General features: G+C 68.0%; 14 protein-coding genes. 13 read left to right on the forward strand and 1 reads right to left on the reverse strand.

Annotation, left to right across the window (positions count from 1 at the left end):
- Positions 1–117: 117 nt before the first annotated feature.
- From rny to IT361_16930, 11 genes are all read left to right on the forward strand, one after another.
- The gene (gene rny / locus IT361_16880) at positions 118–1,704 is read left to right on the forward strand and encodes a ribonuclease Y (protein ID MCC6319349.1); all 1,587 of its coding nucleotides are present in this window, start codon (positions 118–120) and stop codon (positions 1,702–1,704) included.
- A complete protein-coding gene (locus tag IT361_16885; protein ID MCC6319350.1) occupies positions 1,691–2,602 on the forward strand; it encodes a bifunctional 5,10-methylenetetrahydrofolate dehydrogenase/5,10-methenyltetrahydrofolate cyclohydrolase in 912 nt (303 codons plus the stop codon). The genes rny and IT361_16885 overlap by 14 nt, the downstream gene beginning before the upstream one ends.
- A gap of 50 nt (positions 2,603–2,652) precedes the next feature.
- Positions 2,653–3,903 (forward strand): exodeoxyribonuclease VII large subunit, encoded by a 1,251-nt coding sequence (xseA, locus tag IT361_16890; protein MCC6319351.1) that lies wholly within the window; start codon positions 2,653–2,655, stop codon positions 3,901–3,903.
- Entirely contained in the window at positions 3,890–4,105 is a 216-nt protein-coding gene (gene xseB, locus IT361_16895; GenBank protein MCC6319352.1) for an exodeoxyribonuclease VII small subunit, read from the forward strand. Before xseA ends, xseB begins: the two co-directional genes overlap by 14 nt.
- Positions 4,098–4,991 (forward strand): polyprenyl synthetase family protein, encoded by an 894-nt coding sequence (locus IT361_16900; protein MCC6319353.1) that lies wholly within the window; start codon positions 4,098–4,100, stop codon positions 4,989–4,991. The genes xseB and IT361_16900 overlap by 8 nt, the downstream gene beginning before the upstream one ends.
- Positions 4,992–5,045: 54 nt before the next feature.
- Positions 5,046–6,923: a 1-deoxy-D-xylulose-5-phosphate synthase gene (locus IT361_16905; GenBank protein MCC6319354.1), complete on the forward strand. Its 1,878-nt coding sequence runs from the start codon at positions 5,046–5,048 to the stop codon at positions 6,921–6,923.
- Positions 6,923–7,765: an NAD(+)/NADH kinase gene (locus IT361_16910; GenBank protein MCC6319355.1), complete on the forward strand. Its 843-nt coding sequence runs from the start codon at positions 6,923–6,925 to the stop codon at positions 7,763–7,765. The genes IT361_16905 and IT361_16910 overlap by 1 nt, the downstream gene beginning before the upstream one ends.
- A 4-nt stretch (positions 7,766–7,769) precedes the next feature.
- Positions 7,770–9,449, forward strand: coding sequence for a DNA repair protein RecN (gene recN, locus IT361_16915; GenBank protein MCC6319356.1), 1,680 nt, complete (start codon positions 7,770–7,772; stop codon positions 9,447–9,449).
- Positions 9,450–9,596: 147 nt separating this feature from the next.
- The gene (locus IT361_16920; protein MCC6319357.1) at positions 9,597–10,073 is read left to right on the forward strand and encodes a hypothetical protein; all 477 of its coding nucleotides are present in this window, start codon (positions 9,597–9,599) and stop codon (positions 10,071–10,073) included.
- Positions 10,074–10,247: 174 nt separating this feature from the next.
- The gene (locus IT361_16925; GenBank protein ID MCC6319358.1) at positions 10,248–12,416 is read left to right on the forward strand and encodes a penicillin acylase family protein; all 2,169 of its coding nucleotides are present in this window, start codon (positions 10,248–10,250) and stop codon (positions 12,414–12,416) included.
- 34 nt (positions 12,417–12,450) lie between these two features.
- Positions 12,451–13,626, forward strand: a complete 1,176-nt coding sequence (locus IT361_16930) for a membrane dipeptidase (GenBank protein MCC6319359.1) — start codon at positions 12,451–12,453, stop codon at positions 13,624–13,626.
- Positions 13,627–13,776: 150 nt separating this feature from the next.
- On the opposite strand, the gene IT361_16935 is transcribed toward IT361_16930, so the two are convergent.
- The gene (locus tag IT361_16935; protein MCC6319360.1) at positions 13,777–15,507 is read right to left on the reverse strand and encodes a hypothetical protein; all 1,731 of its coding nucleotides are present in this window, start codon (positions 15,505–15,507) and stop codon (positions 13,777–13,779) included.
- A gap of 166 nt (positions 15,508–15,673) precedes the next feature.
- Here IT361_16935 and IT361_16940 point away from each other — a divergent pair, with 166 nt between their 5' ends.
- Positions 15,674–17,449 carry a hypothetical protein gene (locus IT361_16940; protein MCC6319361.1) on the forward strand — a complete coding sequence of 592 codons (1,776 nt, stop codon included), beginning with the start codon at positions 15,674–15,676 and terminating at the stop codon, positions 17,447–17,449.
- Positions 17,446–18,591 carry a galactokinase gene (gene galK / locus IT361_16945; GenBank protein MCC6319362.1) on the forward strand — a complete coding sequence of 382 codons (1,146 nt, stop codon included), beginning with the start codon at positions 17,446–17,448 and terminating at the stop codon, positions 18,589–18,591. Before IT361_16940 ends, galK begins: the two co-directional genes overlap by 4 nt.
- Positions 18,592–18,646: the final 55 nt, after the last annotated feature.

Genomic DNA, 18,646 nt, shown 5'->3' on the forward strand with positions numbered 1-18,646 from the left:
CCTCGCGCCCTTCGTCGGCGCCAGTCGATGGCCCTGGGTGGTCCGGGATCTGCTCCCGACGCTCCGGCACAGGGTTCCCCTGACCCCGCGGGACTCCCGCGCTGGAGCGATAGATCAATGAACCAGTCGACACTCGTCGCTGCGCTTGGCGTGCTCGTCATCCTCGCCTCCGCAGCGTTTTTCTTTGTAGGCCGATCGCAGGGCCGAGCTGCCACACTCGATGAACAGAAGCGGGCCGGTGCCACGGCGGCGGAAACGGCCAGGCGCATCGTGGGGGACGCCGAGCGCGAGTCGGAATCGATCCGCAAGAACGCGGTCCTCTCGGGCAAGGAAGAGCTGATCAAGGCGCGCGAGTCCTGGGAGACCGAGGCGCGGCATCGGCGTGAGGAGGTGGAGCGGGAAGAGCGGCGCGTGCAGGATCGCGAGACACAACTCGACAAGAAGTTCGATCTCCTCGACCAGCGGGAACGCGACCTCGGCCGTCGCTTGAGTGACCTGGGTCGCAAGGAGAAGTCGGTTGGTGACCGAGAGGGCGAGCTGGACCGGCTCATCGCCGACGAGCGCCGCCGACTCGAGTCCATGGCGGGCATGTCCGCGAGCGAGGCCAAGGCCGAGCTGATCAACCGGCTGGAGAGGGAGGCCGAAGCCGATGCCGCCAACCGGCTGCGCGAGATTCGTGAGGTGGCCAAGCGCAACGCCGAGCGCGAGGCCAAGAAGATCGTCGCCCTGGCGGTCCAGCGCATTGCGTCGGAACACACGTCCGAAATCTCGGTGTCATCCGTCGCCCTCCCGAACGACGAAATGAAGGGGCGCATCATCGGTCGCGAGGGGCGAAACATCCGGGCCTTCGAGCTCGCGACCGGGGTCGACGTGGTCATCGACGACACGCCGGACACGGTGGTCGTCTCCTGCTTCGATCCCATCCGTCGCGAGGTGGCACGGCTCGCGCTCGAGAAGCTCGTGACCGACGGCCGCATCCACCCTGGCCGGATCGAGGAGGTCGTGGCGAAGTCCCGGCGTGAGGTCGAGACGCAGATCGTGGAGCTTGGTGAACAGGCCGCCTACGAAACCGGGATTCATGGGCTGCACCCCGAGATCATCAAGCTCATCGGCCGCATGAAATGGCGCACGAGCTACGGGCAGAACATCCTCGATCACTCCAAGGAGGTTGCGCACCTGGCGGGGATCATGGCGTCGGAACTCGGTCTCGATGTGACGATGGCCAAGCGCGGCGCGCTCCTGCACGACATCGGCAAAGTGCTCACGCACGAGCACGAGGGCACGCACGTGCAGCTGGGCGTGGAAGTGGCGACCAAGTACGGGGAACACCCGCTGGTGATCAACGCGATCGCGGCGCATCATGACGACGTGCCGCACGAGAGCGAGGTGTCGGTGTTGGTGCAGGCGGCCGACGCCATCTCGGGCTCACGGCCCGGCGCGCGGCGCGAGGCGTTCGAGACGTACGTGAAGCGCCTCGAAGGACTCGAAAAGATCGCCGGCTCGTACCGTGGGGTGGAAAAGGTCTTCGCCATTCAGGCGGGCCGCGAAGTCCGCGTCCTCGTCACGCCGGATAACGTGGACGACAATCGCATGGCCGCGATGGCCGACGAGATCGCGCGGCGCATCGAGGCCGAGTTGCAGTATCCTGGGCAGATCAAGGTCGTACTCATTCGCGAGACGAGGGCAGTCGATGTCGCACGTTGAGGCAGCAGAGGGCGCCGGAGCGCGCCTGATCGATGGCACCGCGGTGGCGCGTGCCGTGCACGAGGACGTCAAGGCCGAGGTCACCGCCCTCGCCGAGCGAGGTATCGTCCCCGGCCTGACGGTGGTCCTGGTGGGTGAGGATCCGGCGAGCACCGTGTACGTGCGCTCCAAGGAAAAGAAGAGTCGCGAACTCGGCATGAAGGGCGAAACGATCCGCTTGCCAGCGTCCACGCCGCAGGCGGAACTGGAGGCGCTGATCGATCGGCTGAACGCCGATCCGACGGTGCACGGGATCCTGGTGCAGAGTCCGCTCCCCCGGCACATGGACGAAAACACCATCGTGCGTCGTATCTCGCCGGTGAAGGACGTGGATGGCTTTCATCCCGTGAACGTCGGCAAGCTGCTCATCGGCGAGAAGGACGGATTCGCGCCGTGTACGCCGGCCGGAGTGCAGGAACTGCTGATCCGCTACGGTGTCGACACGAGCGGCATGGACGCCGTGGTGATTGGTCGCAGCAACATCGTAGGTAAGCCCATGGCTGCACTCCTCGTCCAGGCAGGCAAGGGGGCCAACTGCACGGTCACCATCTGTCACAGCCGAACGCGGGATCTGGCGGCGCATACGCGTCGCGCCGATCTCGTGGTCGCCGCCATCGGCAAGCCGGAGGCGATCACCGGTAACATGATCAAGCCCGGGGCGGTGGTGGTGGACGTGGGGATCAATCGTGTGCCTGACGCGATGCTGCCCAAGGGTTATCGCATCGTTGGCGACGTGCATTTCGAGAGCGCTCGGCAGGTCGCCGGCATGATCACGCCGGTGCCGGGCGGCGTCGGGCCGATGACCATCGCGATGCTGCTCAAGAACACGGTGAGGGCGGCGCGTCAGGCGGGGAAGTGAAGCGAGGGCAAGGGCCGCGTCCCGCGCCCCTTCGCGGCCCCGAGCCCGACTTGTTTCCGGGGGCGCCGGCGCCGGCGCCGGTCGCGGTGCCGCGTCGCCGGGCCGTGGCCAGCTCGGCGCCGGGTGAGTCCCCGGAGGCGGCCTTCAGCGTCGATGATCTCGCGCAGCTCATTCGCACGATGGTGCAAGGGAGCTTTCCGGCGATGTGGGTCGCCGGTGAAGTCACCCAGTTCACGCGCCATCGCAACGGCCACTGGTATTTCACGCTCAAGGGCGAGCAGTCGTCGTTGCGGTGCGTGATGTGGCAGTCCGCCACCTGGCGGGTGCCCACCGCGCCTGACGAGGGCATGAAGGTCGTCGTCCTCGGCGCGCTCGACGTGTTCACCGGCCGGACGGAGTTGCAGTTCTCGGTCCGCGCGCTGCAGGCGCACGGGGACGGGCTCTGGCGGAAGGCTTTTGAGGAGACGCGCGCGCGCCTGGAGCGAGACGGGCTGCTGGACGAAGCGCGCAAACGGCCGCTCCCGTTCTTTCCGCGACGGCTCGCGGTGATCACGAGCGCCGACGGCGCGGCGTTTCACGACATCGTGTCCGTGGCGCGGCAGCGCAATCCGCTTGTAGAGATCGTCCTGATTCCTGCGCTCGTGCAGGGTGAGGAAGCCGCGAAGTCACTGCGCACGGCGCTCGATCGCCTCTACCGATGGGAAGGTGCGGACGTGGCGATCATCGGTCGCGGTGGCGGGTCGCGCGAGGACCTGTGGTGCTTCAACGATGAGCGACTGGCGCGCAAGCTGAGCGAGTCGCCGCTGCCCATCATCTCCGCGGTGGGTCACGAGGTGGACGTCTCGATCTGCGATCTGGTGGCCGATTTTCGCGCGCCGACCCCTTCGGCGGCCGCTGAGCGCGCGGTGCCGATCCTCGACGACCTCGCACGCGTGGTGCGCCGACTTGGCCGCCGGCTCGGGGAGGCGTCGCAGGCACGCGTGCGCGACAAGCGCCGCGGACTGGAGCAGGCCTCGCGCCGCGCGACGCTCGCGGCCGGCTCCCTCGTCGAGCGACGGCGGCTCCAGCTCAACGCCATTGCCGGCAAGCTGCACGTCCTGAGCCCCCTGGCCACGCTGGGTCGCGGCTACGCGATGGTGACGGACCGCGAGGGACACGTGGTGAGCAGCATTCGCCAGGCGACGGCGGGGGCCGCGATCACCGTGCGATTGCCGGATGGTCGTCTGGAGGCCGACGTACGAGCGGTGCATGAAGCGCAGGAGCGAACGACGTCCGACGGAGGATCCGATGGCGGCATTTGAGCAGGCGCTGCAGCAGCTGGAATCGATCGTGGAGGAGCTGGAACGTCCGTCGATTCCCCTCGATCGTGCCCTCGTGCTGTTCGAGCAGGGCATCGAACATCTCCGCGTGGCGACGGAGGATCTCGGTCGCGCGGAGCAGAGCGTGAAGGTGCTCGTGGCCAGGGCCGGGGGCGTGCTGACCGTTCAGGAGTTTGATGCCTGACGAGGGGGCCGACCGCGCCGACGGGCGATTGGCCATCGACGCGGCGCTTGGGCGAATCGCGTTCGGCATGCCGCCATTTGTCCCTGGGCGCCTTGGTGAGGCCATCGGCTATGCGCTGGCCGGGGAAGGCAAGCGCATGCGCGGCCTGCTCGTGCTGGCCGCGTACCAGGCCTGCGGTGGACGAGGTGACGCGAGTCTGCTGGCCGCGGCGGTGGAGGTGGTACACGCGTATTCGCTCGTGCATGACGATCTGCCGTGCATGGACGACGACGACGTGCGCCGGGGACGCCCCACGGTGCACCGCGCGTGGGACGTACCGGTGGCCACGGTGGCCGGCCTGGTGATGATTCCGCTGGCCGCACGCGCCGCGTGGGACGGCGCCTCATCGTTAGGCCTTGCCCCCGCGGCGCGGGGGGCGATCGTGCGGCGACTCATGCGCGCCTCGGGTGCGGAAGGGATGGTCGGAGGGCAATTGCTGGACCTCGACGCCGAGGGCGAACAGGTGACCATCGAACGCCTGCGGCAGATTCACCGGGGCAAGACGGGGAGCCTCATCGAGGCGGCGGTCGCCATCGGTGGGCTCGGCGCCTCGGCGCCGCCAACTGTGATTGCCGCACTGGAGCGGTATGGCGCGTGTGTGGGGCTCGCGTTCCAGATCGCCGATGACGTGCTCGACGTGACGGCGACCACGGCGGAACTCGGGAAGACGGCGGGGCGCGACCTGCAGTTGCGGAAAAGCACATATCCCGGCCTGCTTGGCATCGACGCGGCGCGGGCGCGGGCCGAGGGACTCGCGGACGAGGCGGTTGCCGCCCTGGACCTCGCCGGACTGGACGCCGGCTCCCTGCGCGAACTGGCCACCTTCGCCGTGCAGCGCCGCTCCTGACGTACGGGCGCGCCCGCTTCCCCCTGAGCCGCTGACCCACCAGCTTCCGATACCATGTCACTCCTCGATCAGATCACGTCGGCGCAGGACGTTCGCGCGCTTGCCCGCGACCAGTTGCAGCCGCTGGCCGATGAGGTGCGTGCGCGGTTGATCGACATCTGCTCGCGCACGGGAGGGCACATCGGGGCTGGCCTGGGCGTCGTGGAACTGACGGTGGCGCTGCACCACGTGTTTGACACCCCGCGCGACCAGCTCGTGTGGGACGTGGGACACCAGGGGTATCCGCACAAGGTGCTCACCGGGCGGAACGCGCAGATGGAAACGCTCCGGCAGGAGGCGGGCCTGTCCGGATTCCTCAAGCGGTCGGAGAGCCCGTACGACACGTTCGGTGCGGGCCACGCCGCGACGTCGATCTCCGCCGCGTTAGGCATCGCCGCCGGCCGCGACGTGCTCGGCGACGACTACAAGGTCGTTGCCATCATCGGCGACGGGTCGCTCACGTCGGGCCTCGCGTACGAGGGACTCAACAACGCCGGACACTCGGACCGCGACATCGTCGTCGTCCTCAACGACAACGAAATGTCCATCGCGCCCAATGTTGGCGCGATGTCGAAGTACCTCACGCAGGTGCAGCGCAATCCCATCTACAACCGCGTCCGGAGCAAAATCGGCGACGTGATCGGCAAGAACCGCGCGCTCGACACCCTCGTGCGGAAGTGGGAGGAGAGCGTGAAGTCCTTCCTGACGCCGGGCGTGCTGTTCGAGGAACTCGGGTTCCGGTACTTCGGACCGATCGACGGTCACGACATGCCGCAGCTGCTGGAGACATTCGCGGCCGTGCGGCAGATGGGCGGCCCCCGCCTCGTGCACGTGATCACGCAGAAGGGACGCGGATTCCCGGCGGGCGAACACGTCGAGAAATGGCATGCATTGCCGCCTGGCCATGACCCGGCGACCGGCAAGCCGCTCAAGGCATCGGCGGCGAACCCGGCCTACACGGCGGTGTTCGGGAAGGGGCTGGCCGAGCTCATGGACGAGGACCCTCGCGTGGTGACCATCACCGCCGCCATGCCCAGCGGGACCGGGACGAATGTCGTGGCGCGCACGCATCCCGCGCGGTTCTTCGACGTGGGTATCGCCGAGGGGCACGCGGTGACCTTCGCGGCCGGACTCGCGACGCGGGGCCTCCGGCCGGTGGCGGCGATCTACTCCACGTTCCTCCAGCGTGCCTACGACAACATCATCCACGACATTGCCATCCAGCACCTGCCGGTGACGTTCTGCATGGACCGCGCAGGGCTCGTGGGGGAAGACGGCGAGACCCATATGGGCCTCTACGACATCGCGTACATGCTCGCGATCCCGGGGATGGTGGTTACCGCACCCCGCGACGGCACCGAGATGCTCGCGTTGCTCCGCATGGCGACGCAGCATGACGGACCGGTGTGCCTGCGCTACCCGCGCGATGCATCACCGGACCTGGTCGAACCGATGCGCGGCATTCCGGCGACGCCATTCGGTACCTGGCACGTGGAGCGCAAAGGCAGCGAGGTGGCGATCATCGCCGTGGGCACGATGGTACTGCCTTCGCTCGCGGCCGCGGACACGCTGGCGCGGGAAGGACTGCCGGTGACGGTCGTGAATGCCAGGTTCCTCAAGCCGTACGACGAGGTGACGCTGAACGCCGTGCTGGCGAGTCACCACACGTTGCTGGTCGTTGAAGAAGGGACGGTGGTGAACGGGTTCGGCGCCATGCTGGCCGGTGTGGTGCAGCGGCTCGACGGCTCCGTGCGCGTCGTGCCGCACGGCGTGCCGGACCGCATCATCTACGCCGCGCCGCGCGCGCGGCAGCTCGCCGCGTGCGGCCTCGATGCCGCGGGGATCGCCGAGCGGGTGCGCGCCCTCCATGGAACGGAGGCGGTCGCCGGCTGATGCAGATCGGCGTGGTTGGCAATCTCGGGTACCCGGAACTCGCCTCGTTCCTCGATCGACTCCAGGTCGCTGCGCCCTCCGCCGGCGTGACGCTGGCCTTCGAGCCCGCGCTCCACGAACTGGTGCCTCGCGCCGAGCGCATGGAGCCCGGGAAGGAAATCGAGGCGCTCATCACGCTGGGTGGCGACGGAACGTTCCTCCGCGGCACGCGCGTGCTCGACGGGCGCGAGGTCCCGATCCTTGGCGTGAACCTCGGACGCCTGGGCTTTCTCACGGCCTGCGGAGGCGATGACGCCGAAGACGCGCTGCGACGATTCGCGCGCGGCGACTACGTTGCCGAACCACGGATGATGCTCGAGGCGCAGCTCTCGCGCAGCGGCGTCGCGCTGGAGAGCTGGTTTGCGCTGAATGACGTGGTGCTGCATGCCGGTGGCAAGGCGCGCGTCATCCGCATGGTGATCGACGCGAACGGCGAACGCATCGCTTCCTATGCCGCGGATGGGCTGATCCTGGCCACGCCGACCGGAAGCTCGGCCTATTCGCTCTCGTCAGGCGGGCCGATCGTGCATCCCGAGCTGGAATCGATCGGGCTCACGCCGATCTCGCCACATTCGCTGACCGTACGTCCACTGCTGCTCGCGCCGACCACGACCGTGAGTCTGCGCGTTGCCGACGACGGGAGCGAGCAGCTGATCACGGTCGACGGTCAGGAGTCGGCCGAGTTCGTGTACGGCGACGTGCTGACCGTGCGGCGCGCCACCCGCCGCGCGCTCCTGGTGCGCTTCCCGGAGACGACCTTCTTTGCGCGCATGCGGCACAAGATGGGCTGGGGAGGCTCGTGACGCCGTGCTGACCGAACTCCGGATCCGCAACGTTGCGATCATTGAGTCGGTCACGCTGCCGCTCGCGCCGGGGTTCAACGTGCTGACGGGCGAGACCGGCGCCGGCAAGTCGATCATCGTCGAGGCACTTGGGCTCCTGTTCGGCGAGCGCGCGTCGGCCGACGTGGTGCGATCGGGCAGCGATCGCGCCACCGTCGAAGGCGTCTTTGACCTCGGCGCCAACGCCAGCGTGGCCGCGCTGCTCGACGAGCGCGGGATCGACGTGGAAGACGGCATCGTCGTGTTCAAGCGCGAAGTGGCGGCGACCGGCCGGAGTCGGGCGTGGATCAACGGGACGGTCGTCACGTCGGGCCTGCTGGCCGAGGTGGGAGCGCGCCTCGTGAACATTCATGGTCAGCACGAATCCCGCGGGCTGCTCGACCCCGAGGCGCAGCGCGAGGTGCTCGATGCGTATGCGGGCGCCAGTGAGGCGGCCGCCGGAGTGGCGTTGGCGTGGGACGCGCTGGGCAGCGTGCGCACCGAGGTTGCCGCGCTGGTGGCGCGCCGCGACAGCGCGGCAAAGCGGGCGGACTACCTTCGGCACGCGGTGCAGGAGCTGCGTGATGCGAAGCTCGCGCCCGGCGAGGACCAGCGTCTCGAGGAGGAGCACCGACGCCTCGCCAACGTGGGCGAGTTGCGGCTCCACGTCGAGCAACTGCGGCAGGCCATCGAAGACGAGCAGGAGGGCGCGCTGCGAGCGCTGGCGGCCGCGCGTCGGGCGCTGGGGGCCGCGGCGCGTGTCGATGCGTCGCTGGAGCGGCTTCGTGACCTGCTCGAGGCAGGCACGGTGCAGTTGGAGGAACTGGCGCGCGAGGCGTCACACTACGAAGACTCGCTGGACGCCGATCCCGAGCGGCTCATCGAGGTCGAGCGGCGACGCGACCTGCTGTACCGGCTCTCGCGCAAGCACGGAGGCTCAGTCGCCTCGGCCATCGAGGCGTGTGCCGAGGCGCAGCGTGAGCTGGATCTCCTCGACACGGCGTCGCTCGACCTTGGCCAGCTCGCCCAGCGCGAGGTGGAACTCGAGGCCGCGCTCACCGAGGCGGCACGCACACTGAGCATGGCGCGACGCAAGGCGGCCCGGCGGCTCGAGAAGGCCGTGGACGCCGTGTTGCCGGACCTGGGGATGGCCGATGGTCGTCTGACGGTCCAACTCTCGGCGCGCGACGTCGTCGGACGCAGCGGTGCAGAGGAGGTGGAGTTCCTTGTCACGCTCAATGTGGGGCACCACGCGCGGCCGTTGGCGAGAGTGGCATCCGGCGGGGAGCTGGCGCGCGTGATGCTGGCGCTCAAGACGATCCTCGCGCGGATCGACCACGTGCCCACGCTGGTGTTCGACGAGGTCGACGCCGGGATCGGCGGCGCCGTCGGTCTGCACGTGGGGGACACCATGCGGCGCGTGGCGGAACACCATCAGGTGTTCGCGATCACGCACCTGGCGCAGATTGCGTCGCGGGCGCACCGGCACGTCGTGGTGTCCAAAGGCGCGCGCAGCGGTGTGACGACGGCAGACATTGCGGTGGCCGAGGGTGACGCGCGTGTCCGGGAGATTGCGCGAATGCTCGGCGGCGATGCGCGCAGCGCGCTCGGCCAGCAGCACGCGAAGGAACTTCTGGTGCTGGCGAAGACGTCCGCAGTGCGTTAGGCGGCCACGCCTCCCGGCCCGAGGCGCCGGGTGCTGGCCATGCGGGCCGGTGGCCATCTCGCTGACGGCGCCACTACTATTCGCCGAGGTCTCGCTGGGGCGTTCGCGGCGTGCCGACCTCTTCCTTTCTTGACAGGAGCGACTCCGATGCGTGCCATCCGTTTGGCGCCCGTCCTGCTGGTTGTCACCCTCCTTGCCGGTGCGCGCGGTGCTGCGGCACAGGCCGCCGGCCCGACGCTCGGCGGGCCTCGCGTCACCTACAACTTCGACGTGGAGGAGGCGGCGATCGGCGGCCAGTTCATCATCCCGCTGAACTCCCGCTTCGACTTCTATCCCTCGCTCGACATCTTCCTTCCGGATGATGGCTCGCTGTTCGCCATCAACGCGGATCTGCGTTTTCACCCGGCCCCGCGGGATGCGGCTCAGCTCTACCTGGGCGGTGGCGTGAACATCTCGCGGGCCGCGTATCGCGGACGGAGCAACAGCGACGCCGGCGTCAACCTGTTTGCCGGTCTTGAAGGGCGCTCCGGAGTGATCAGGCCATTTGGTGAGTTGCGCGTCATTCTGAGCGATGGATCGAGCGTGCAGATGGCCGGGGGGCTCAACATTCTCCTGGGGCGTTAGGCAGCCCGGGCGAGCCACCGCTGCGTCCGGTGTCCCTGCTGTGGAGGGGACGCCGGTATCATCGTTCGGGCCCGATGGACCGACGCTCCGCCATGGCGCACGAGTTCGCGGCGCCTCCACTGGCGCAGCGAGCGCTCCGGTGCGACACTTGGCGCGCCAAACCATTCCCCAATCATGAAAAGGATCCTGGTCTCCTCCGTGGCGCTCGTCGCCGCGTGTGCTGCCCCGTCGTCCCGTTCACCGGACATGGCTCGCTGGGAGCAGCGCGCGGCCAACGTCACCATCACCCGCGACGACTGGGGCATTGCCCACATCCGCGGCAAGACGGACGCCGACGCCGTCTTCGGCATGATGTACGCCCAGGCCGAAGATGACTTCAACCGGATCGAGGTGAACTTTCTCAATTCGCAGGGACGGCTCGCCGAAGCCGAGGGTGAGTCCGCGATCTGGCGCGACCTGCGCATGAAGCTGTTCATCGACCCCGACAGCATGAAGGTGCTCTACGGCGCGAGCGCCCCCTGGTTGCGCGCGCTCATGGACGCCTGGGCCGATGGACTCAACTACTACCTCGCCACGCATCCCGACGTGAAGCCGCGTGTGCTCACGACGTTCGAGCCATGGATGGCGCTCACGTTCAGCGAGGGCAGCATCGGTGGAGACATCGAAGATGTGAACCTGCGCCAGCTCGAGGCGTTCTATGGCACACCCGGGGCGGGGCAGGTGGCCATGGCCGAAGAGCCCGTGGAGCGGGAACCGTCGGGGTCAAACGGCATCGCGATCGCTCCCTCCAATACGGTCGAGAAGCACGCGTTGCTCCTCATCAATCCGCACACCTCGTTCTTCTTTCGGGCGGAACAACAGGTCACGAGCGACGAAGGCCTCAACGCGTACGGTGCGTCTACCTGGGGGCAGTTCTTTGTCTATCAGGGTTTCAACGAGCGCGCCGGGTGGATGCACACTTCGAGCGGCGCGGACGTGGTGGACGAATACGCGGAAACCATCGTGCGACGAGGCGACAGCGTGTTTTATCGCTTTGGCCCGGAGGAGCGCCCGGTGCGCACGCGCACCATCGCCGTGCCGTTCCGTTCAGGCGACTCGCTGGCGACGAGGACCTTCACGGTCTACTACACACACCGCGGCCCGATCGTGCGCGAAGGCGATGGAAAGTGGATCAGCGTCAAGCTGATGAATGAACCACTCAAGGCCCTGGAGCAATCGTATTCCCGCACCAAGGCGCAGAATCTCGCCGAGTACACGAAGACGATGGACCTGCACACGAACTCGTCCAACAACACGCTCTTTGCGGACGCCGACGGGAACATCGCCTACTTCCACGCCAACCACGTCGCGGTGCGCAATCCGAAGTTCGACTACACGAAGCCCGTGGACGGGAGCGACCCGGCGACCGACTGGACGGGTGTGCACAGCGTGGACCAGAGCCCCAACGTGATCAACCCGGCGAGCGGCTGGGTCTACAACTCGAACAACTGGCCGTGGTCCGCGGCGGGGTCCAGCAGTCCACGCGCGTCGGCGTATCCGAAGTACTTCGAGACGAACGGCGAGAATCCCCGCGGCTTGCATGCCATCCGCGTGCTCGAGGGGCGAACCGACTTCACGCTCGCGTCGCTCCTGGCCGCGGCGTACGACAGCTATCTGCCCACGTTCGCGCAAATCGTCCCGGCCCTCGTCAAGGCGCACGACCGCGCGCCCGCGGGGCCGCTCAAAGCCAAAGTCGCGGAGGCGGTCGATTCGCTGCGCGGCTGGGACTATCGATGGGGCGTGGGGTCCGTTCCCACGGCGCTCGCCGTGTACTGGGGGGAGGAGCTGTGGCAGCGCGCAGGCCGCGACGCGGCACGTGCCACCACGAGCCCCGAGGAATACATGGCTACCAGGGTGGACGGACGCATCCTGCTGGAGACCTTTGCCACAGCCATCGATACCCTGACCACCAACTTCGGCACGTGGAAGACACCCTGGGGCGAGATCAACCGGTTCCAGCGTCTCACCGACGACATCGTCCACACGTTCGATGACAGCAAGCCGAGTATTCCGGTGGGATTCACGTCAGCCCGTTGGGGGTCGCTGGCCTCCTTTGGCGCGCGAAGCTATCCGCAGACGAAGAAGATGTACGGCACCAGTGGCAACAGTTTTGTCGCCGTCGTGCAGTTTGGCGACAGCGTGAAGGCGCGAGCGGTGAGCGCAGGCGGTGAGAGTGGCGCGGTGACCTCGAAGCACTTCAACGACCAGGCGCAACGCTACGCGGACGGGGATCTGCGCGAGGTGTACTTCTATCCGTCGCAGCTCAAGGGTCACACGGAGCGGGAATACCGCCCCGGGAAGTAGGACCGTCATGTCGCACGACCGCGGGGACTCGACGATGAACCGGCGTAACGCCGTGGTCCGGCTGGCCGCTGGCGTACTGGCCGCGCCGGCCATCGTACGCGGTCGATACGCTGTTCCCGCGTTCGGGGGCCAGGAGTATTCGGCCCGCGCGATCCGGTTGGTCCAGGAGTCGGTGGTCGTCGACCTCCTGAATCAGTTTCGCTTTGCTGATTTTGCCGAGAAGCCGCCGAAGAGCGTGCTCTGGCTTTCCAGGCCGAACGCGATGGCGGCGGCTGATTGGGAGGTCTACCGCACGTCGGGATACACCGCCCTCGCCCTGGGACACTCCCCAGGCGACTACCAATCGGCGATCAGGTTTTTCGCCGACTGGAACGGGTTCCTTGCCGGCTACCCGGCCTGGTTCACGCGCATCGACGATGCGTCCGACTTTGCGCGAGCCAAACGGGAAGGAAAGGTCGGCATCATGATCACCTTGCAGAACTCCGATCACTTCCGGTCGCCTGAGGACGTCGACACGTTCTTCGCGCTCGGGCAGCGGCTCTCGCAACTCACCTACAACTACCAGAACCGGATCGGCAGCGGCTTTCTCGAACAGAACGACGGTGGCCTGACCGTCTTTGGCGGGGAGATCGTCCAGCGGATGAATCGGGTCGGGATGGCGGTGGACGTCTCGCACTGCGCGGACCGCACGACGCTCGACACCCTCGCGGCGGCGAAGCGCCCGGTGGTGTTCTCGCACGCCAGCTGCCGCGCGCTCGTGCCGGGGCACCTGCGCTGCAAGACCGATGAGGCGATCCGCAAGATGGCGGGCACCGGTGGGGTGATGGGCATCCCGTTCCTCCGCATGATGCTGCATGAGGCGGAGCCGGTGACCATCGAACATGCGCTCGACCACTTCGACCATGTGCGCCGCCTCGTGGGCGTCGAGCATCTCGCGGTGGGCAGCGACATGGACATCGTCGGGAACCCGAACCCGGTCAACGGCCCAGGGGCCGGGAACCCGGCCACGCCCAACTTTGACCGATACCGGCTCCATATCGATGCCAAGGGCGAGTGGCTGCTCAGGATCGCCGGGCTCGATCACCCTCGGCGCACACTCGACCTCACCGAGGGATTGATTCGGCGTCGGTATTCGGACGCCGAGATCACGGGGATCCTGGGCGGCAACGCACAGCGCGTGTTGTCGACGATCTGGGCCGGCATGAGCTGAGTCGACGCGCTCGACGCGAGTCACACGCGGGTGCGAGGCCTGCACCCCGCGACCGCGGTCGGCTCCCTTCCAGGGCAGGTGGCGTCGGCCGCACGGAGCCGACCCTGCAGGGCGGGCGCCTGACGATTCAGACGGCGACGCCGCGCAAGGTCAGAACAACTGGTTGTACACACGCATCGACAGCCCGCTCACCGTCTGTTTCGGGGCGTTGCCCCAGCCCGAGAGCGTCCGGCCGATGGTGAAGCTCACCTCCATCGGGGCGCGTGCGCGGCGGCGGAAGTAGTGCGCGAGGTTCGAGTAGGTGAAGGAGAGCAGCGCGCGTTGCGACGACTGCGCCGTACCCTGCGCCAGCAGCGACAGGTCGAGCGTGCTTCCGCCCGCCGGTGTGCCCACCGACGCATAGGTATCCTCGCCCTTGCGGACAAAGTGCCAACTGCCAGTGAGTGCGAAGTGATCGGTCACCACCCACCGCGGAGAAACCTCGATGGCCAGCATGTCGCCGAGGTCGCGCTGCACGGCGATCCGGTTGCTCGCTGGCGGAAATGGCTCGTGCGCCACGCGTGGCACGCGCCGCACGATCTCGTCGGCCTGCTGCACCGTGTAGCGAGCTACCGCCGAGGCCCAGAACCGCGTCCCCACGAGCAGATCGAGAAAGGCTCGGCCTTCGAGGTCCGTCTGCCCGTCGCCCGTGCCCACATCCGCGAACAAATCGACGGAGTCCTGCAGTGCGGTGCCGAGTCGATAGGCCCCGCCCAGCGCAAACCGAACGCGCACGCCGCCGGGCGCTCCGCGCTGTGGTGGCTGGAGGCCAAACGCATCGAACACCACGAACTTGGCGCCGAACTCGATGTCGCCGGGCCGGCTCAGCTCGACGGAGATCAGCGAGTCCGCCGCGACGCCGTAGGCAGGATCCGTGACGATGCGCTGAAAGTCCGCGTAGCCCATCGGCGCCGCGCCGGTGAGCCCGCGGGCATCGATCCACGAAGCCCCCGTCGGCGCGCCAAGGAAGCCGGCGAAGCTCGTGGAAAGGTTCCCGAGTCGCGCTTCGACCAGCTTGTGGACCGACCCGTTCTGCCAGGGTGCATAACGAGAACCCGGCTTGGTCGCCGAGACACCATAGACACCCTCGATGCCTGTGGCGGCGCTCGTGGCCGCGGCAACCAGAGCCTGTGCCCCCGCACGATCGGCATTCACTGCACTACAGGCCGGCGCGGTGTTTCCCATGCACTGCTGCAGCAGCGCCTGGAGCTGCTGTGCCGCGCTGGTCAGCTGCGTGACGACGCCCTGGTTGCGAGCCCGCGCGTTGGATCCGGCGGTTCCCGAGAGGTAGGCCGAGTTGAGGCCCACGGTCGCGTTCGTGCCGCCCGGGTTCGGATCGAGCGACACCTCCGTTCGCGTCGAGACGAATGGAATGACGACGCCGACCATCAGGCGTCGTGTGACGCCGACGTCGATGGCGAACGGCGTCGTCGCGATCGATCGGTCGAACCGGGTCGAGAGGGTCCCGAGCGTCAGGGGCAGCGCCCCGGTTCCGCCAAGGATCGAGCGCACGCCAAGGTTCACGGCGCCCAGGGCCGGCAGCTGCGCCAGACCCAGCGTATCGAGGTTGAAATCGGCAGCGAGTGATTCCACACTGCCTTTCTTCGTGCGGCCGTACCCATCGGCGTAGCGCTCGTGGCCTCGCTCCCACGTCGGGCTGAGCGAGACGCGAACCATGCCGCGTGGCAGCACGGTGGCGTCGGTCGCGGGCCCGAGCACGCGCTGAGCGAACGCTGTTCGCGTGCTCAGAAAGGCGGCGAGGAGCAAGAGCAACGCGGCGAGGCGCCGCGTGGTGATCGGGGTCGAGGGATTGGGCTGCTGTGCCTGGTGCAATGGCCTCACTTGGGCGAGTCGGGAGGGAGCGCGAAACATACTTCCGCGTTGAACCCTCCTGTGAAACGCGCGTTCCGGAGCCGCGCGTCTGGTCCGGGCCGCTGCATCGGTCCGGGCCGACGCTAAGTTTGTTGAGCGCCGCACGTCGCGGCGCGGTCATTCGCTCGCGCTCGCCTTGAATCCGATCCCCGTTCCCGGCACACCGTGGCAGATCACCGGCAATCACTGGATTGCCCTGCCGTGCATCCACCCGCTCGATGGGGCGATTCACGCCGTCGGCGTCGTACATCGGGCGGCGCGTGCGGCCGTGGAGTTCGCCGGCGGACCGGAGTTCGCCCAGGGGGGGGAGGCGCCGCTGGCGCGGCCATGGTTGGCGATCGATGGCGTGAAGGTCGAGTGGGACGCGCAGTCGCTGGCGTGGGAACGCGCGTTCGGCTGGCTCCCCACGTTCACGGTCACGCTGGGCAATGTGGTCTTGCGGGCCACGATCTTCGCTCCCTATGGCCGTGATGCGGACACGGCGGGAGCTGTGTTCGCACTTTCGTTCGAGAATCGAGCGAACACCGCGGTGCGCCTTACCGTGGGACTCGACGGCACTCTCGGTCATCGGCAGTTGCGGGTTCGCGAGCCACGGCCGTTCATCGACGCGCACGCGGTGCGTCGTGGGTCCACGGAGGCGGTCGTGCTTTCGGGCGAAGCGGTTCCCGGTCTGGCGGCGCTGGCGATTGGCGCGGATGGGGCGGCGACCGTGACGACCGAGGGCCAGACCTACGCGATCCGAAGGGAAGTGCGGCTCCCACCCAACGGCAACGCGGACGCCGCGTTCTTTCTCGCGGTCGGTCCGGAAGGAGATGGGGCCGAGGCGACGGTCGCCGTGATGCGGCGTCGTGGTTGGCGCTACCTGCTGTCGGCGACCCGCGACGCGTTGCGCTCCCTGGAGCAGACCACCGGGAACGAAGCGCTCGACGTGCTGATCAACCGCAACCTGCTCTTCGCCTATTTCTATGGCGTGGGTCGGGCGCTCGACGATGCGCACTTCTACCTCGTCCGGACGCGCGTGCCCTGGCACTCGCGCGGGGTCACCGTCCGCGAGTGGGAGGCGCTCATGTGGACCCTGCCTGCGGTCCAACTCGCCGATGCGCCCCTCGCCCGCGAGCTGCTCCTGCGCGCCTGCGAGCTGCACGGCTATTCTCCGGGACAGGGCGTGCGCTACCTCGATGGCACGCTCTTCGAGCCGGGGTTCTCGCTCGAAGGCGCGTCGGCGTACGCCATTGCCATCGAGCGCTACATTCGCGAAACCGGAGACGACCAGGTCGTTGAGGAGCCGGTCATCGCCGATACCCTCTACGGATCGTTTGAAGACGTCCGGGTGCGGCGACACGAGGAGTTCCCGCTGTTCTCAACCGAGATCTCGCCGTCGGGCAAGCCCACGCCCTTCGCGTACACCCTGCACGGGAATGCGGTGGCGGCGATGGCGCTCGATGTGTTTCGCCGCACGCTCGACGAAGAGACGGCGAAGAACGTGGATGACCCCGAAGCGGTTCGCGCCGCGTTCCTGCGCCATTTCACACGTGAGCGCGATGGCAAGGACATCCTGATGTCGGCCGTGAACCTGACGGGCGAGGCCGTGGCCGACGACGAGCCCTCGGCCTCGGTCATCTGGCTCCCCATGTACGACGCCGCCGACCGTTCGGACTCCGCCTATCGGCGCACCGTGCGGTCCCTCGAGATCGAGCCGCGTGTGCTGGTGCAGCAACTCGCGCACCTGCTCGGCCCTGAGGCAAACGACACGATGAAGTGGCTGAGGAGAGCGCCCCTGCATGGCGGCCTCGCGGCCGAAGTCGTGGACTCGGACGGGCGTGCGCTGGAGAATGGCGGGGATGCGTCACTCGCTGGCCTGCTCGCCTATATGCTCTGGCTCGCGGTGCACGTCCTCGGCGTGCATCCGTGACCGTCGAGCGGGCGGCCTCGCTGTTCTCGGCGACGTTTGGAAGGCCGCCCCGCGTTATCACGTCGGCTCCCGGTCGTGTGAACCTCATTGGCGAGCACACCGACTACTCCGGTGGCGAGGTCTTGCCGTTTGCCATCGGGTGGCGAACGTGGGTGGCCATGGCACCAGCGAACGGGGCAACATCGCGGGTCGTTTCCGCCACACAGCAGGGCACGCGGACCTTCGACATCGCATCGGCAACGCCGTCCGGAAGCTGGTGCGACTACGTCCATGGAGCGCTCAGGGAGATCGTTGCGTTGGGTGCGGACACGGGCAACGTCGACGTCGCGGTGCTCGGCGACGTGCCGGCGGGCGCTGGCCTCTCATCATCGGCCGCGCTCGAGGTGGCGACGGCGCTGGCAGGGATCATCTGCGCGCGCGGCAGCCTGCTGGCCTCCTGGGATCACCTGGCCGCAGCCGCACATCGCGCCGAGACGGAGTTTGTCGGCGTGGCGTGTGGCCTGATGGACCAGACCGCGAGCGCCTACGCGACCGAAGGGCACGCGCTCCGGCTCTGGTGTGACAGCGGACGTCGGGAGCATGTGCCGTTCGACCGGGACGTCCTCGTGATCGACACCTGCAAACCGAGGGACCTTCGCGACTCGGCGTTCAATGACCGCTTTGCCTCGTGCCAGCGGGCGCTGGCGGCGATCCGTCGCATGGATCCGTCGATTCAGCACCTCGCGCACGCGTCGATGGAGATGGCCGACGCCGCGGTCATGGATGCCGTCGACCGGCGTCGGGCGCGCCACGTGATCTCCGAGACCGCGCGAGTAGGCGCGATGGTCGAGGCACTCGAGTCGGGCCGCCCGTTAGGCGACCTGCTCTTCGCGTCCCACCAGTCCCTGCGCGACGACTTCGAGTGCTCGACACCGGAGCTGGATTGGGTCGTGGACCTGGCCATGTCACGTCGCGGGGTGGACGGTGCGCGACTCACCGGCGCCGGGTGGGGCGGGTGCGCCATCGTCGTGGGAACACCCGAGGCCCTCGCCGCTCTTGTCGACGAGATCGGGCCCGCGTTCGAGACGGCCTGGGGCCGCACGCCGCGTGTATGGCTCACCCGTGCCGAAGACGGCGCAGACGTCGACTACGTGGAGACATAAGGCAGACATCCGGGCAGCGGGCTCACGGCGAGTCGCGCTTGCAGACTTCGCGTCG

Source organism: Gemmatimonadaceae bacterium (genome assembly GCA_020846935.1).
Classification (GTDB): Bacteria; Gemmatimonadota; Gemmatimonadetes; order Gemmatimonadales; family Gemmatimonadaceae; genus RBC101.

What these genes read in the sequence shown, in the direction of transcription:
- rny (MCC6319349.1), top strand. Translation starts at nt 118, where the DNA reads ATGAACCAGTCGACACTCGTCGCTGCGCTTGGCGTGCTCGTCATCCTC.
- IT361_16885 (MCC6319350.1), top strand. Translation starts at nt 1,691, where the DNA reads ATGTCGCACGTTGAGGCAGCAGAGGGCGCCGGAGCGCGCCTGATCGAT.
- xseB (MCC6319352.1), top strand. Translation starts at nt 3,890, where the DNA reads ATGGCGGCATTTGAGCAGGCGCTGCAGCAGCTGGAATCGATCGTGGAG.
- IT361_16900 (MCC6319353.1), top strand. Translation starts at nt 4,098, where the DNA reads ATGCCTGACGAGGGGGCCGACCGCGCCGACGGGCGATTGGCCATCGAC.
- IT361_16905 (MCC6319354.1), top strand. Translation starts at nt 5,046, where the DNA reads ATGTCACTCCTCGATCAGATCACGTCGGCGCAGGACGTTCGCGCGCTT.
- IT361_16910 (MCC6319355.1), top strand. Translation starts at nt 6,923, where the DNA reads ATGCAGATCGGCGTGGTTGGCAATCTCGGGTACCCGGAACTCGCCTCG.
- IT361_16920 (MCC6319357.1), top strand. Translation starts at nt 9,597, where the DNA reads ATGCGTGCCATCCGTTTGGCGCCCGTCCTGCTGGTTGTCACCCTCCTT.
- IT361_16925 (MCC6319358.1), top strand. Translation starts at nt 10,248, where the DNA reads ATGAAAAGGATCCTGGTCTCCTCCGTGGCGCTCGTCGCCGCGTGTGCT.
- IT361_16930 (MCC6319359.1), top strand. Translation starts at nt 12,451, where the DNA reads ATGAACCGGCGTAACGCCGTGGTCCGGCTGGCCGCTGGCGTACTGGCC.